Raw genomic sequence first — 15783 nt, 5'->3', positions numbered from 1 at the left:
CCCCTCCTCTAACGGATCTTGAAGTATTCCATGACGGCACCAGCGTAGGAACCCGTGTTCTCGTTCGCCTTCACCAGGACGTACTGCAGCTTTTCGTTTTCCAGGGCGTCTTCGAGGGCGTTGGCGATCTCGGCATCTTTCCCGCCTCGCGCCCACATCTTCTCAAGAATTGTGTAGAAATATTCCTTTGTGCCCTGTTTGACCATCATGCCCTCGTAGGGGCCAGCCCCTCTGCGCCAGCCGAGATCCGCCGACGGCGCCTTCGCTTCGACGATCAAATAGCCTCCGTCATCGCCGACCTTGTACACCTGGTCGAACATGTCGGCGCCATTGGGCGTCTTTGGAAGCGGCACCCACTCGGCACCTGGGAACTCATGCGGCACCACGTGCAGCTCAGCGGCCTTCTCGCCCAGCTTCTCGGATATCTTGCTGTTGTTGGGGACATCGCCGAGTTGTCTGGCGTATGCCTCCTGTGCTCTTTTGAGGGCCTCGTGCGCTTCGTGGGTGCGCGTCTCCTCGACTGCCTTCGACGCGTCGGTGAGGTCCCCGGCTATCTTGCGGTTCTTTGCCAGCCTGTCGAGCTCGGGACGATGTACGGGGTGGGCTGTATCCGGACCTAGCGGCGTCCGACCGTACTTGATATCTGATGGCCCGCTCGGCAGGTCGTACTTGGATACCAGCTTGCCGTTCGCATCCTTGGCAAGGATGGGCAGCTCGGCACCGTCAACGACCTTCGAGGCGTTCCTGCGCCGGTCGAGAGCGTCGTAGTGTTCTTCACGCCAGGCCGGGTCGTTGTTGGCCTTCCAGACGTGCTCGTCTCGGATGCGCTTTCGTTCCTCGGCGGTGAGTTCCCGGTCCTCGCTGGAATTCGTGCCCCCGGAATCGTGATCCCGACCGCTCGGCCTCCCGGCACCTCTCGAGGGCTCATGGCTGCCACCGGATCCGCTGGCGTTGTCGGTTGCTTGTCGAGGCGACGATGCGTGTGAAGTGTGTCCTTGGATGCTGCCCCCGGTGTCAGCAGCTGCACCGGAGGATCCTCCGCCTTCGTGCGTGGATGCCTGCGGTGATTCCGTTCTGCTGCCAACGCCGGCAAGCTCTCGTTCCTGTCCCGCGACGTCCTCTGGAGCCTCGCCCGCGGCAGAACGTTCCGCCTTCGGCCCCTCTGAGATGACGTTGCCGTATTTGTCGTAGGCGATGAACTCGCCGTTCTCGATGACGACTTTGGAGCCGTCTTGGAGTTCCATGACGCTGTGCACGCGCCCCGCGTCGGCCGACGCGCCCGCGCCTTTGAAGATCTGCGAGGTGAGATCGGAGAGCTTCGGCAGTGCGCTGACCGTCTTGCCGGTCGCCTTGAGGCCCACCGAGAGCGGGTCCAGGAATTCGCCGACCTTCGCGGCGACGCTCGCCCCCTTGGCGACCGCGCCGACCTCGCTCGTCTTGGACACGACCGCCAGCGGGCCGGCCGCCAGGGTGAGGAAGTTGAAGGCGGTCGTCCCCGCGGCGCGGGTCGGGTTCTCCTGCCACTGGTCCCAGGCGACAAGGGACTTGCCGAACTCCTTCGCGGCCTTCTTCGCCCTGATCTCGTCGGCGCTCTCCTTGTCCGGGCCGAAGGCCCAGTCCATGGCCGCGTCGTACGGGGTGGCGGTGTACAGGCCGATGCCGGTGACGACGTCCTTCAGACCACTCCAGGCGTCGCCCGCCGCATCGCCGCCGTTGCCGCCGACCAGCGTCCACAGTCCGCTGACACCGGCCTCGATGCCGTCGTGGTAAATCCCGTCCCAGACAAAGCTCTTGGCGCCGTGCCCGAACCAGCCCAGGCTCCACGCCTCGTAGCTCTGCTCGTCCACGCTGCCCCAGGGCAACTCCTTGGCGCCTTCGAGCAGATCGCCGTCGTAGCCGTACCTCACCGTGTTGCGGTCGTAGAACCCGCTGCCGTGGTCGGCCACGAACGTCGGCCCGCCCACGATCGTCGAGATCTTGCTGGCCGCCCTGCGCTCCGCGTCCTGGAAAGCGAGCTGCGTGGCTGTGACGTCGTCGACGAGTTCCTTGTTCCGGTGAACCTTGTCCTCGTCCTCGGTCCAGTCGTCGTCGCCGTCGACGCTCCCGACGAACGCGAGCGCATCCGTCTTGAGCTGCTCCAGCCGTTTGGCCAGCGGGCGTGCCTCGATGGAGAAGGTGTCCAGAGCGTCGGCCACCGTCTCGAGTTTGGTGGCGAACGTGTCGGCGTTGTCCATCACCGGCTGTGTGGTGGCGAACAGGTCCTCGGCCTCGGGTGCGGTGTAGTAGGCCCCCAGCATCTGGAAGCGGGAGTGGACGTCCATGCCGCCGTTGCGGATCCCGATGGCGTCGCTGCGCAGCCCGGAGACGTCCTTGTCCAACTGGTCGAAGTCGCCCGTGAACTGCGGTATGCCGGACGGGTTGATCACTTCTTCGCGTCCCCCTGGCCCTTGCCGCTGCCCTGGCCCGGCAACTCGACCTTCGGCGCGGCGAGGGCCTTGTGCTGTGTCTTCGTGGCCATCTCCAGATCCCCGACGACGTAGTACGCGGTGGCCTCCCGCGCGCCGTTGACGGACTTCGCCGCCCGCGCGCTGAGCAACAGCACGTCGCCCAGCGTCTTCTCCACGAACAGCGACAGCGCCGCGCCGACCGGACCGGTCGGGGGCATCCCGCAGTACGGGCCGCTGATGGTGCCGGCCGAACTGGCCGCGCTCTCGATGTCCTTGCCGTATGCCTTGACGTCCTTGGCCATGCCGTCCATCGCGTCCTCGACCAGCGAGGTCACAAACTCGACGCCGGACGACGAGATGTCCCACCGCGTCACGTCAAACCCCCGTTTACGCCTGCGTACTTGACTGGCAGATGCAGCTACGGCGCCGGTCAGCCGATGTTGTCGACGGCCGCCCGCGCTTTGGCCAGCGTCGACTGCGCGGTCCCGTCGTTCTGCTCCAGCGTCGTGCGCACCAGCCGGATGATCTCGCGGACCTCGCTTGCGGCGCGGTGCCAGCGGACCTCCTTGCCGTGGTACTCGTCGGCGACGCCGTCCGCGGTGAAGTCGGCCATCGCGGCCTTCACGGCGCGGTCCCGGTCGGTCAGCACGCGCTCCAGCTGGCCGATCACGCCGGCCAGGCTGATCTGCACCTCGCTGGAGGCACCGGTGTCGTACGAACGGCGGTCCTGGTTCTGACCCATGGTCAGGTTTCCCCCTTGCATGCGTGAAAGCTCGAACTCGCTGACGGCGAAGGTGACTTGGACGGCGAAAGCCGTCAGCGCGCGCCGAAACGGGCGGCGTCGAAGTTGGCGGCACCCATGTTCTGGTGGGCGTTGTCCCCCAGCTCCACGTCACCGGATCCGAACGCGGTGTCCATGCCGGACTGGCCGCCCAGGATCGCGCCGAGCGCGCCGTTCAGATCGTTTGTGATCTCGTCGGCGTGCACTTTGAACCGGTCGAACGCGGCCTTGCCCGCCCCGTTGAACTTGCCCTCCAGCGGCTCCGCCGCCTGGATCAGCCACTTGATCAGCGTGCCCAGGTCATCGCTGGAGCCGACCGTGTTCTTGCCGAGCTCGGACAGGGTCGTCGAACCCATGTCGAACTTCATTCACCCACCCCCGTAAGTGTGTTGTGTGCTGTGGTTGCTCGATCACCGCTGCGGCATCGTGTGCCACGTGGGCCTCACAACTCGTCGAACATTCTCTCGTGTCACGCGTTGCAGACGCAACGTAGAATGGGCGAAGTGGCGTGATCTAGATCATGAGGGGCCGTGAAGGACTGGTTCGCTCACCTCTTGCTTGCGGAAGGGGCAGTGCCGTCCGTCAGGCAAGTCCCTTTCCAGGGCGTTACGCGTTGCAATAGTTCGTGGACCGGCTGCTGGGGATCACCGCAGATGGCGGCGGAGGAACAGGTGTTGTTGACTCCGATCGGGCCTCAGACCTCCAGCTGGGTGGAAGCCAGGCGGCGCTGCAGGCTGACGTGCCGGAATCGGTAGACGCCGCCCGTCTGTCGCAGCACCCCTTTGGCGTGGGCTTCGGAGAGAAACCGCATGACGGACAGGGGGAGACGACGGCTTGAGGCAAGCCACAGTCGGGTGATGAGGAACTGCCCCCAAGCGGTGGAGACAACTGCCACGGTGGCGGCCATCGGCCCGCCGCCGGCCAAGACGCCCAGCGCTACCTGAGCACCCAGCGAAGGCCGTTCGTGTATGGCGAAGGCGATGCCCAGTGCAGCACCCGTGACCGCACCGAAGACGGACCCGACCAAAAGCGCTGTGACCAGCGTGTGCACTCGATCTCGGTGCAGGACGACGGCGGGACTTGGCAGTTGTGTCACGTCGACGGGTATGTCCCATAGCCACAGAGCACATATGCCGATCAAACCGCCGGACAGGGCCACGGCAGCTGCGGCCGTAGGGGCGAGCAACGCGCCGAGGCCGACGAAACCGTAGAGCCAACAGGCGAGGAATATCGCAAGCCCCACTGCGGTGCCTGGTCCCACACCGCTTGCCACCACGCCGAGCGTGAACCGCTGAGACAGCGGGGTACGGCGGGTCCGGGAGCGAAGTTGCACATCGGCCGGAGCAGGCGGCTCGAAGACGGCGACAGACACCCCCATCACCAAGGCACCGAAGAGCCCCACCAGCGGCCCGATGACCGGCCCGAAGAAGAAACCCACGCCCAGAGTGCCCACGAGAGCGATGGCCAGTGTCGCTGCACCTGCGAGTACTGGGCGAGGGACGGCTTGTCGAAGTTCCCACCACGCGAGTTCCTGGGTGCCGAGCCGGTCCAGGTGGTGGGCAAGGAACCACAGAGAGCGGTGTGTCTTCCGGTTTCGACGCAGCGATTCCTCGCGCAGGCTTCCGCCGTCGTACGCCACGGGTACGAACGAATCAACCAGGTGCTGTTCGATCATCGGAGCGGTGGGGAACCGGCTCGTATCAAGTAGTTCACCGGGATCCCCCGGATGATCGCCGAAAATGGTTCGGGCCAGCGACACCATCAGCGGAGTGGACAGCGCCGTTGCGATCATCCCCTGCGGCTGCCGCATCATCTCCTCGAAGACTCGGTCCCAGGTGGGCACACGCTGCCTCGGAGTCGTGTCTCTCAAGTAGGACCGGACTTCCTCGGGGCGCAGCGGTCGCAGCTCCACCACCGCAGCTGCGGTGAGAACGTCCGCCTCCCGCACTGCTGCCTCGTACTCGTCGCCGCGGCAGGTCAGGAGCAGGGGTGCCCGGTGTGCCAGCGAGCGATTCAACTCGGCGATGGCTACTGGGCGCAGCGCTTCGGCCAGCTCATCCAGCCCATCAAGCAATGGGATCACCAGGCGAGCCCTGACGAGTTCGTGGGCGAGCGTCGAGCGAACGCCGACCGGCTCCTTGAGGTAGGGGTAGTCACGCATCAGCCGTTCCTCGATCCAACTCTGCAGCCCGTGGGTTTTCGGGTTCCAGGACGAGACGGGGAGAAGGACCGGCAGGGGCTCACCGCTTTGACGTGTGTCCAGCAGGGCACGGGCGAGGCAGATGGAAAAGACCGTCTTGCCGGAACCTGCGTCACCCAGAACGACCAGACGCCTTGAAGGGATGCGCTGAAATACACGCCCCACATCGTTCAAGGCACCGGCCAGGTTCAACGGGATGTCGACTTCACCCGAGCCCCGGATGACGCGCCAGTGATCAACGACGGTTCGCGAGGTGGCCGCCCAACGCACGGGAAGCGGCCACGGGTCCTGGAGACGACGGCTCTGTTCGCCCTCTTCCCAGATTTCGCCGATATCCTCCGACAGACTTCGGAGCGCGCGTTGTAACCGATCAGCAGCATCACCGATCGAAGGGTCTTCCTGACGGCCACGCAGGGCCCAGACGAAGAACGGGCTGAGAAGACCGACCACTCCGGTAACGACTTCCAGCGCCGACTTCAGTCCTCCCAATGAATAGGCCGACCACAACCATCCGGCGGCCCCCAGAAGCGCCGCGGCCAAGGTGCCGAACACGGCCCAGCGCAGCCGTGAGTTGCCGGAAGGCATGGCCATATCGTCCCGTCAAACCGATGCCGGCAACAGGCTCAAGACAACGCTGCAACCGGCGACTTCGTGATCACCACAACCACCTCACCCGAACCCGCCGGGCCTCGACCAGCCGTCACCCCTGACCATCCGACCGCGCTGAGAGCAACTCCCCGGCCGCCCGCTCCACATCCCCCTCGGACACGAGCACCAGCTCCGCCGCCTTCCCCAGCGGTACGAAGCTGTCCGCGCTCGCAACCCGTCGTACCGCCCCGCTGAACCCGGCATCCACGAGCGCGGTGACCACTCCCTCCGACACGCCCCCCGTACGGCGGGTCTCGTCCACCACGAGGACCCGTCCCGTTGCGCGCGCTTCCCGCAGCAGGTCCTCGACCGGCAAGGGTGCCAGCCACCGCAGGTCCACGATCCGGCAGGCGATGCCCTGTTGCTCCAGCCGGCGTGCTGCTCGAAGGGAGATGGGCAGGCCGTTGCCGAAGGTTACGAGGGTCAGGTCATCGCCCGTGCCGTACGTGCGTGCCCGGCCGATCGGTACGTGCTCTGCGGGTGGCGGATATGCGGCGAGCCAGCCGTTGTCGTCCTCCGTGTGGAGGTCGCGCGTGTGGTAGAGCGCGATCGGTTCGAGGAAGGCGCTGACCGTGCCGTCCACCTTCGCGGCCGCCACACAGGTGCGGAGCATCGCGGCGGCGTCGTCGGGGCGGGACGGGGAGGCGATGACCAGGCCGGGGATGTCGCGCAGGGCGCCCACCGCGTTGTCGTTGTGGAAGTGGCCGCCGAAGCCGCGCTGGTAGCCGTAGCCGGCGATGCGGACCACCATCGGGTTGCGGTACTGGCCCTGGGAGAAGAACGGCAACGTGGCCGCCTCACCGCGCAGTTGGTCCGCGGCGTTGTGCAGGTAGGCGAGGTATTGGATCTCCGGCACCGGCAGCAGCCCGGACAGGCCCGCGCCCAACGCGAGGCCGAGGATGGCCTGTTCGTCGAGGAGGGTGTCGAAGACCCGGGCGGTACCGAAGCGTCGCTGCAGGCCCCGGGTCAGTCCGTAGACGCCGCCCTTGCGGCCGACGTCCTCGCCGAAGACGACCATCTCCGGGTGGCTGCCGAGCAGGTCGGCGAGTGTGTGGGTGATGGCCTGGGCGACGGTGACCGGCTCGCCCACCGGCACCACGGATGCTTCGCTTGTACGGCGGGCCTCGGCCGCCACGAGGTCGCGGTGGCGGGGTGCGATGGGGGCGGTGATCTGCGTGGCGGCGGTCAACGGCTCGCTCTCCAAAGCCTCCTTGGCCACGGCGAGCACCTGTCCGCCCACCTCGTCGTACCGGTCGAGAACCTGCTGCGGGCTGAGGGCGCCGGTCGCGGTGAGCAGCCGGGCGGTGGCCAGCAGCGGGTCGCGTTCCAGATCCGCGGCGACGTCGGACGGCATCCGGTAGGCGGCTTCGGCGTCCGAGCCCGCATGGCCGAGGAAGCGCACCATCGACAGGTGCAGGAACGCGGGTTGGCGGCGCCCCCGTACATGGGCCACCGCCTCGGCCGCGGCGGCGAAGGCGGCCTGCGGATCGCAGCCGTCCGCGGCGAAGTAGGCGAGGCCGGGCCGGTTGCCGTAGGCCTGCCGCACCCAGTCGTGCGGTGTCGGGACGCTGATGCCCAGGCCGTTGTCCTCGCAGACGAACAGGATCGGCATCGGGAGGCCCTGGTAGGCCGCGTTGCAGGCGCTGTTGATGGCGCCTGCCGCCGTGGAGTGGTTGACCGAGGCGTCGCCGAAAGAGCAGCAGACGACGGCATCGCCCGGCCAGGCGCACTCGACACCCAACCGCTTGGCACGGGCGATGCTCCACGCCACCCCGACCGCCCGCGGCAGGTGGGAGGCGATGGTCGAGGTCTGCGGGATGACGGCCAGTTCGTGGCGCCCGTACACCTTGTGCCGTCCACCGGCGATCGGTTCGTCGGCCCCGGCGGCCACCCCCAGCAGCATGTCTTTGACCGCGTCGACGCCGCCGGCCTGCCGGGCGCGGGCGCAGTAGAAGGCGCCGGAGCGGTAGTGCAGCAACGCCGGGTCGGTGGGGCGCAATGCGAGGGCGAGTGCGGCGTTGCCTTCGTGCCCGCTCGATCCGATGGTGTAGTAGCCGCGGCCCTGCTGCTGCATCCAGCGGGCGGCGAAGTCGGTGTGCCGGCTTTCCAGTTGGGCGTCGAACAGGTCCAGTGCGGTACGGGTGTCCAGTGCGCCGCCGGGCCGCCCGATCGCCGCGTCCGCAGACCCGAGACCGGTCACCGCCTCGCGGAAGTGCCGGTCCAGGTCCTCGACGGCGCTCACAGGCGGAACGACAGGTCGGGCTCGAGCGTGGCCACGTCCATCTGCGCTTTCTGCAGACGGCCGGAGTGGTCCCAGTTCATCGACTGCCAGCGGGTGAACTGGTCGAGTACCCACTGCCCCGACTGGCGACTGCCGTTGCCCGACTTGCCGTTGCCGCCGAACGGCAAATGCGCCTCGGCTCCGGAGGTGGTGTTGTTGACGCTGACCATGCCCGCGGAGATGCCGCGCCGGTACGTCCACACCTCGTGCGGATCGCTGGTGTAGATCGCGGCCGACAGTCCGTAGCCATGGGCGTTGGCCAGTTCCAGGGCCTCGTCGAAGGTCCGGTAAGTCGTCACCCCGACGATGGGGCCGAAGGTCTCGTTGAGGAACATATCGTCGTCGCGGCGCACTCCGTCGACGATCACCGGGTGGTAGAACATGCCCGCTTCCGGGTCTCCTACGAAGCCCTTGCGCGGGTTGGCGGCCGTGATCCGCCCGATGCCGTCGGAGCCGTACGTGCGGTGGTGGTCCTTGATCCAGCCGAGGAAGGTCTCGTAGCGCTGCGCGAAGCGCTCGTCGAGCATCGGGCCGTACAGGACGTCCTCGAACGCGTCGCCGACCCGGGCCGCGCGGCTCGCGGCGTCGAAGCGGGCGAGGAAGTCCTCGTGCACCGACTCGTGCACGATCAGCGTCCCGAGGGAGGTGCAGCGCTGCCCCGCGGTGCCGAATCCGGAGAACAACGCCCCCTCGACCGCCAGGTCGAGCTGTGCGCTCGGGGTGACCACCTGGGGGTTCTTGCCGCCCAGCTCCAGGCAGGGGGTTTGCAGGTGGCGTCCGCACAGGGCGCCGATCTTCTGGCCGACGGTCGTGGAGCCCGTGAAGCCGACCTTGTCGATCAGGCCGGCGTCGAGGGAGGACTCCAGACCGGCGTACGTCTGCTCCCCGTCGGCGAGTACGAGGTTGAGTACGCCGTCGGGCAGGCCGCCCCCGTGCACGAACAGCTCGTAGAGAGCCTTGGCGCTCGCGGCGGCGTACTCGGCGGGCTTCCACACCACGGTGTTGCCGGTCACGAGCGCCGGCACGAGGTACCAGGCCGGCACGGCCACCGGGAAGTTGCCGGCGGTGATCACCGCGACCGCGCCCATCGGGTTGCGGAAGGTGAACAGCTGCTTGTCCGGCATCTCCGAGGGCACCGTCTGCCCGTACAGCCTGCGCCCCTCGCCCAGGAAGAAGTCGCAGGTGTCGATGATCTCCTGGACCTCGCCGAGAGCCTCGGCGAGCGGCTTGCCGATCTCTTCGGTGACGATACGGGCGAGCCGGTCCTTGTTCGCTTCGACGAGCCGGCCGATCTTTCCGATCGCGGACCCGCGCACCGGCGCCGGGACGTCCGCCCAGGACCGCTGAGCCGCCTTCGCGGCCTTGGCGGCCTCGACGAAGGTCGAGGCGTTCCCGAGCGAGACCTCACTGACCAGCTCGGCGGTACGGCCGGGATTGGGGCGCTGAAGAGTCCCGCCGGGAGCGCCGGCGACCGGATGGCCGGCAACGATCGAGGCGACGGAACGGGTCATGTCTTTGCCCTACCTTTCGGGTGGGACGGGGCGGCTGGGAGGGGGTGGCCGGCACGTGGTCCGCGTGTAGGGAGCGGACTCCTACGCCGGCGGCTGGTACGGGTCAGTGCAGGTCGGCGAGGACCCGGTCGAGGGCGCGCGTGGCGACCCCGAGCTCGTCCTGGGTGATGGACAGGGCAGGTCGGAAGCGCACTGCACGCTCGCCGCACGGCAAGGCGATCACCTGTTCCTCGGTTCGCAGCCGCCGTACCACCTCGTCGCGAACGGCGCTGTCGGGCATGTCGATGGCGCACATCAATCCGCGCCCCCGCGAGTTCGAGGCCACCGGTGCGTGTCGGACCTCCAGATCACGAAGCTCGGCCAGGAACCACGCTCCCACGGCGGCGGCATTGGCCGCCAGGTCGTCCTTCTCGATGATCTCCAGGATGCGGCGGGCCCGGACCATGTCGACCAGTCCGCCGCCCCAGGTGGAGTTGATCCGCCCGGAGACCCGCAGGACGTTGTCGGGCACCAGGTCGACGCGGCGGCCGGCCATGATGCCGCCGAGCTGGACCTTCTTGGCGAAGGCGACGATGTCCGGCTCGAGGCCGAGTTGCTGGTAGGCCCAGGTGGTGCCGGTGATCCCCACCCCGGTCTGCACCTCGTCGAGCACGAACAGCGCGTCGTACTCGTGACAGAGCGCCTGCATCGCCTGCAGGAACTCCGGGCGCATGTGGTTGTCGCCCCCCTCGCCCTGGATCGGCTCGGCGAGGAAGCAGGCAATGTCGTGCGGGTTGTCCTCGAACGCTCGCCGCGCCTGCGCAAGGGTGTCTCGCTCGGCCTCCTCGACCTCGGCGAGGTGGCGCTCGAGGGGGAACCGCACCGCGGGTACGTCGATGCGCGGCCAGTCGAACTTCGGGAAGCGGGCCGTCTTGTTGGGCTCGGTGTTGGTCAGCGAGAGGGTGTAACCGCTGCGCCCGTGGAACGCCTTTCGAAGGTGGAGCACCTTGGTGCCGAGCTCGGGTGAGCGGCCTGCGGCCTCGTTGCGGCGGCTCTTCCAGTCGAACGCCGTCTTGAGTGCGTTTTCTACGGCGAGTGCCCCGCCCTCGACGAAGAAGAGCCTCGGCAGGTCGGGATCGCCCAGCACCCGCACGAACGTCTCGACGAACTCGGCGTAGTGCGTGGTGTAGATGTCGGGGTTGGCGGGTTTGTTGGCGGCCACCTGAGCGAGCAGGGCCATGAAGTCCGGGTCGTTCACGATGCCCGGCGCGTTGAGGCCCAGCGGAGCGGACGCGAAGAACGAGTAGAGGTCGAGGAACTTCTCACCGCTGCGCGCGTCGACGATCCATGATCCTTGGCTGGCGAGCGGGTCGAGCACAAGCTTGAAACCGTCGGTCAGCACGTGGCGACCGAGTCTCTCGTGTACCTCGTCCGGATGGACCGTCGATGTAGCGGCAACCGTCATGGAGACACCTACCCTCGAGAGCCGTTTACCGAAGAAACTTCGTCGAGCATGAGGATCAGCGAAAATATCTTAGGTATGGCGCGGAGTGGGCCGCAAGGTTTCGTTCACTGGTAGATCCTCCGGGCGAGGGCTGATCCGGCCGCGGTGACACTGCCAGCAGCAGCAGCAGCGACGACGTCGGCGAGCGAGGGAGCGCGACTCGCTTGGTTCCGATGGTTCCGACGGACAGGGGCCCGCTCGAGCGGGCCCACCTGCAGAGGACCAGTTTCTCGGCAGCTCCCTCCCGAACCAGGAGCGGTTCCCATGTTTAGGTGACTAAGAAACAATAGGTCCATGTTCGAGTCGATGGCCCCATTGGACCTAGATGTACAGCATGCGTACCTTGCGCGTCTCGGCATTGACTCGGCACCACCGTCGGTGGAAGCCATGCACCTGTTGGTGCGGCGCCATGCTGAGCGCGTGCCGTACGAAACTCTGTGGATTCAGGCTGGCGAAGCCTGGAACATCGACCCCTACGAGTCCGCGGCGCGTATCGCTCTCCACGGCCGAGGCGGCTACTGCTATCACATGAACGGGGCGCTGGGCTTGCTGCTCAGGTCGCTCGGCTACGCGGTACGCGGCCACGTCGGGGGAGTGCACGGCCCGGAAGGCCCTCAGGCCGCCGTGATGGGAAACCACCTGGTCCTGACGGTGGAGCAGTTGCCGAGCGACACGAATCCCGGCGGTGTCTGGTACGTCGACAACGGGTTGGGCGATGCTCTGCACGATCCACTGCCGTTGGTCGCGGGCACACATGATCAACCGCCGTTCGTGCTCAATCTGGAGCAGGCCGCTGAGCGGTCGGAGTGGCACCTGACCCATGACCCGGGCGGCGGATTCACCGGAATGACCTGGACCATGGCCCACGCACACCCGGCCGACTTCGAGACGAAGCATCAGTGGTTGTCGACGTCGCCGGAGTCGGCGTTCGTCCAGGTGGCCATGGCCGAACGCCGCGACGCGACCGGGGCGGACGTCATCCGCGGCCTGGTGCTGAGCCGGATCGGCGACGGCGCACGCACCGATGAGCCCGTCACTCGCCGCGCGGAGTGGTTCGACCTCCTCGCCGACCTGTTCGACCTGCGGTTGCACTCCATGAGCGCTGAGACGCGTGAGCGACTTTGGACGAACGTCCTCTCGGCGCACCGCCGCTGGCAGGAGTCGCAGACCTCCCGGAGCTGAGGTTCGGCGACTCCAGCGTGCAGGGCCGCTCCTGCCCCCGGCCGAGCCCCTGTTCACAGACGGGCACCCCGAACTCCCACCGGCCTTCGACCGCGAGACCTCCCAGCAGCGCAACACCGTCGGGCAGCGCATCAACCGCACGCATGAAGCAATGGCACGGCATCGCCACCCGTTACGTGGAGTCCGACCATCCACCTGGCCGGACTCCACGCCGCGGGCATCATTCTCTGGACCGTTCGGTGATCCTGATGAGCCGCCTAGTAGCTGTCGTAGCTGGGCTTACCGTTCGGCCGGTAGACGCCGACGATGGTGCCGCCCTTCGTCGTCGAGACGCTGACCGGCTCCAGCGCAGTGGGGATCGCTCCGTCGGCGAACAGCCGCTTGCCGGTGCCGATGATCACCGGATGGATGGTCAGCCGGTACTCGTCGACGAGGCCGTGCTGCATGAGGGTCTGGGCGAGATCGCCGCTGCCGACGACGTTGATGTTGCCGCCGTCGGACGCCTTCAGCTTGCGTACGGCATCGACGATGTCGCCCTCCAGCAGCGTGGAGTTCTGCCACTCGACGGACGTCAGGGTCCGAGACGCCACATATTTGTGCATGCTGTTCATCCGATCGGTGAACGGATTGTCGGGATCGGCGGTCGGCCAGTACGACGCGAAGATCTCGTACGTCTTGCGGCCGAGCAGCATCGCGTCGGAGGACTCGTACCAACCGGCGATGGCCCCGCCGACCTCGTCGTCGGCCACCGGTTTCTGCCAGCCGCCGTGCTCGAAGCCGCTCTCAGCGTCCTCGTCCGGACCGCCCGGCGCCTGCATGACGCCGTCCAGCGTCAGGAACGTGCAAACGATGATCTGGCGCATGGTGCGCTCCCTTCGTCGACGGGTAGACCGCACAACCGCCATAAACTCATCGGCGGACCTTCCGCGCCGCCGGGATGATCCAAACGGCGGGCCCTCGTGCCGCGAGCGCGTGGGTTGCGAGGTTGAGTCAGGGCCAGCGCCTGCGGAACGTGCCGGATCAGATCCGTGCGTGGTGGCTCCAGCAGGCGGCCCCTTTGAGGCGCCCATGTCCTCATCACCCCGGACGGCCAGGCGCGCTTCGCCTGGGGCAAGTGATCTGCACGGCTGCTATTTGGGGGGTACCTCTGCCCCTTCCAAGGGGGCTTCCCATGCCTCCCCCTGCTAGAGAGGAAGCCCCTTCGCGTGCCTTTGGCGCAGGTCGGAAGGGCTGCAGGGGCTACCTGCGTGTCCTGCAACTTCTGTCTGAGACAGGTCTGTTCTCCGCTGATGCCGGCGGGCGGGGAGGCGCCCCGCCTCGGCCGATCCGCTCCCTGTCTCAGGTGAACGGGACCGATCCGCAGACCTGCAGCCGTCTCAGACGAGCTGGACCGGGCAAAAGGCCAGTCGGCGCACGGGACAGCAGAATGGGCCCATGGGACGGATAGATGCGCCGAGTGCTACCGATGACGCCGAGCCTGGCCAAGGTGATGTCGTGGAGGCTGCGTGGCAACGACTGCTCCACAGGAAGGACATGGACGTCGAACTGGTGGGAGCCGCCTATGCTGAGCCGCTTCTCCGGCAGCTCCATCCCTCAAGCAGCCACCAGGACCTTCACTTCAGCAGGTGTACGGGTGACTGGTCCTGGGATATTCCGTTCGTCATGCACCTTCCTGGCGGGCGCTACCTCGTCGCCGGGCCGTCCCGTTCCCAGATCGTCGGGGAGGCGGACACCGCCGAGGAAGCCGTTGCTCTGGTCGTCGGTGGTCTGCCGCCAGGCTGCGGCCCAGCGGTCGTCGGGCGCCGGGAGGACCTCGACCGGCTCGACACGGTTCCGCCGGACCAGATCCCTGGAGACGATGAGCGGCGTTCTTACCCATCGGACCAGATCGGCTGAGAATTCGAATGTCCGCCGCACCGAGCCGGCGTCCAAGACATGCGCGGAGGAGGCGCCGTCCGTCAGCCAGGGCTTCGCCGGGTGCCCCAACGACGGACCCTGTCCTTCCGTGCCGGAGGGACAGGGTCTGCGGTGGGGGTCACGTTCGCAGGTCGCGATCGTCGACCAGGACGGTGCGGTGCAGGTCAACCGGAATCCACCCAACGGGGTCGGGACGGTGGTGCGGATGATCGGCGATCCACGTCCAGGCGGTCCTTGTGCCGTGTCATGGCCGGTGGTGCCAGGCGTTTTCACGTCCGCCCTGGGGTACGTCATCCGCTCGCGGCGTCATCGGCCTCCCAGCGCAGCAGGTCGCCCGGCTGGCACTTGAGCACCTCGCAGAGCGCGGCGAGCGTCGCGAAGCGCACCGCCTTGGCGCGGCCGTTCTTGAGTACGGCCAGGTTGGCGGGCGTGATCCCGACGCGGTCCGCGAGCTCCCCCACGGACATCTTGCGCCGGGCCAGCATGACGTCGATGTCGACGGCGATCGGCATCAGATCACCTCGTCCAACTCGGCCTGCATCTGCGCCGCTTCGACGTCGCGCGCGACGGCCTGGGCGAGCAGCATCCGCAGCACGAGCACGATGAGCGCGACGCCCAGGATGGCGACGCCGATCCCGGCCATGATGCCGGTGACGCCCGGGTCGTCCCGCTGGCCCGGTGCGTTGATGGCCGTGACGGTGAACCACACGAGGGCGGCCGACACGATCGCGCCGATCACGCCGTCCACGTAGCGGAAGGCGGCGTGGGAGAACACGGTTCCGCGGCGCACCATCGTCACCAGCCGCCATACGCAGACCACGGCGACCTGGACCGACACCATGCCCAGGATCGTGACGATGCGCAGCGGCGTCAGCGGGATGGACCCGTCCTCCGGATCGTTCCCGCTGACCAACGTCCACACCAGCCCCGCCTGCACGAACACGGTGCCGACGAACACCACCCCGAGCACGGCACACAGCGCCCGCACTGCCAGCTTTCCCACGGCCCATCCTCCCATCGAGTTACGATGGGAATCTATCGAAAATCGATAGGTGAAGCAAGGGTGGGGGCGGAGGGTGGGCGGCGGTTTCGCACCGCGGCGGTACGCCGCCACCTCCCGCGGCAGCACGGTTGCGCGAACCGTCTTGATCTTGTCGAAGTCGGCCTCGCTCGAGCACACATCAGGCGTCACCCGACTGCGCCGACGCCGTGCCCGGCGAGACCGTCCCGGTGCCTTCGCGGGTTGTCAGGAGACCCCCTATAAGAAAAGGCCGCGTAACGCGCCTTTTTTGGACACCAGGTCGCGAAATTTGTCGCAGAAAACCGGGCGGAG

Annotated in this window: 13 protein-coding genes; 2 read left to right on the top strand and 11 right to left on the bottom strand. The window is 67.4% G+C overall.

What is annotated here, in order from left to right; genetic code table 11:
* Nucleotides 1–8: 8 nt before the first annotated feature.
* From ABZ880_RS48175 to lat, 8 genes are all read right to left on the bottom strand, one after another.
* Complete coding sequence (locus tag ABZ880_RS48175; protein ID WP_361277405.1) at nt 9–2426, bottom strand: hypothetical protein; 2418 nt, start codon at nt 2424–2426, stop codon at nt 9–11.
* Nucleotides 2423–2821 (bottom strand): DUF6507 family protein, encoded by a 399-nt coding sequence (locus ABZ880_RS48170; protein WP_361277404.1) that lies wholly within the window; start codon nt 2819–2821, stop codon nt 2423–2425. Before ABZ880_RS48170 ends, ABZ880_RS48175 begins: the two co-directional genes overlap by 4 nt.
* 56 nt (nt 2822–2877) lie before the next feature.
* Nucleotides 2878–3189, bottom strand: coding sequence for a pore-forming ESAT-6 family protein (locus ABZ880_RS48165; protein ID WP_361277403.1), 312 nt, complete (start codon nt 3187–3189; stop codon nt 2878–2880).
* Between the two features lie 74 nt (nt 3190–3263).
* A complete protein-coding gene (locus ABZ880_RS48160; protein ID WP_361277402.1) occupies nt 3264–3596 on the bottom strand; it encodes a hypothetical protein in 333 nt (110 codons plus the stop codon).
* A gap of 326 nt (nt 3597–3922) precedes the next feature.
* Nucleotides 3923–6013, bottom strand: a complete 2091-nt coding sequence (locus tag ABZ880_RS48155; RefSeq protein WP_361277401.1) for an NACHT domain-containing protein — start codon at nt 6011–6013, stop codon at nt 3923–3925.
* Nucleotides 6014–6128: 115 nt separating this feature from the next.
* On the bottom strand, nt 6129–8318 hold the full coding sequence (locus tag ABZ880_RS48150) for a transketolase C-terminal domain-containing protein (protein WP_361277400.1): 2190 nt from the start codon (nt 8316–8318) through the stop codon (nt 6129–6131).
* Nucleotides 8315–9868 carry an aldehyde dehydrogenase family protein gene (locus ABZ880_RS48145; RefSeq protein ID WP_361277399.1) on the bottom strand — a complete coding sequence of 518 codons (1554 nt, stop codon included), beginning with the start codon at nt 9866–9868 and terminating at the stop codon, nt 8315–8317. The genes ABZ880_RS48150 and ABZ880_RS48145 overlap by 4 nt, the downstream gene beginning before the upstream one ends.
* A 103-nt stretch (nt 9869–9971) precedes the next feature.
* Nucleotides 9972–11312: an L-lysine 6-transaminase gene (gene lat / locus ABZ880_RS48140; RefSeq protein WP_361277398.1), complete on the bottom strand. Its 1341-nt coding sequence runs from the start codon at nt 11310–11312 to the stop codon at nt 9972–9974.
* A gap of 333 nt (nt 11313–11645) precedes the next feature.
* Between lat and ABZ880_RS48135 the strand changes: the two genes are divergently transcribed.
* Complete coding sequence (locus ABZ880_RS48135) at nt 11646–12533, top strand: arylamine N-acetyltransferase (protein WP_361277397.1); 888 nt, start codon at nt 11646–11648, stop codon at nt 12531–12533.
* A gap of 257 nt (nt 12534–12790) precedes the next feature.
* Here the strand turns inward: ABZ880_RS48135 and ABZ880_RS48130 are convergent, their stop codons facing one another.
* Nucleotides 12791–13396: a dihydrofolate reductase family protein gene (locus tag ABZ880_RS48130; protein WP_361277396.1), complete on the bottom strand. Its 606-nt coding sequence runs from the start codon at nt 13394–13396 to the stop codon at nt 12791–12793.
* 571 nt (nt 13397–13967) lie between these two features.
* On the opposite strand from ABZ880_RS48130, the gene ABZ880_RS48125 reads away from it, so the two are divergent.
* Nucleotides 13968–14429, top strand: coding sequence for a DUF6193 family natural product biosynthesis protein (locus ABZ880_RS48125; RefSeq protein WP_361277395.1), 462 nt, complete (start codon nt 13968–13970; stop codon nt 14427–14429).
* A gap of 311 nt (nt 14430–14740) precedes the next feature.
* Here the strand turns inward: ABZ880_RS48125 and ABZ880_RS48120 are convergent, their stop codons facing one another.
* The gene (locus ABZ880_RS48120; RefSeq protein WP_293986477.1) at nt 14741–14962 is read right to left on the bottom strand and encodes a helix-turn-helix transcriptional regulator; all 222 of its coding nucleotides are present in this window, start codon (nt 14960–14962) and stop codon (nt 14741–14743) included.
* Nucleotides 14962–15453 (bottom strand): DUF2975 domain-containing protein, encoded by a 492-nt coding sequence (locus ABZ880_RS48115; protein ID WP_361277394.1) that lies wholly within the window; start codon nt 15451–15453, stop codon nt 14962–14964. The genes ABZ880_RS48120 and ABZ880_RS48115 overlap by 1 nt, the downstream gene beginning before the upstream one ends.
* Between the last annotated feature and the right edge of the window lie 330 nt (nt 15454–15783).

This window comes from Streptomyces sp. NPDC047043, assembly GCF_040644055.1.
Taxonomy (GTDB): Bacteria; Actinomycetota; Actinomycetes; order Streptomycetales; family Streptomycetaceae; genus Streptomyces.
Note: the sequence above shows the minus strand (reverse complement) of the source record. Positions and strands in the feature narration are given on the sequence as shown.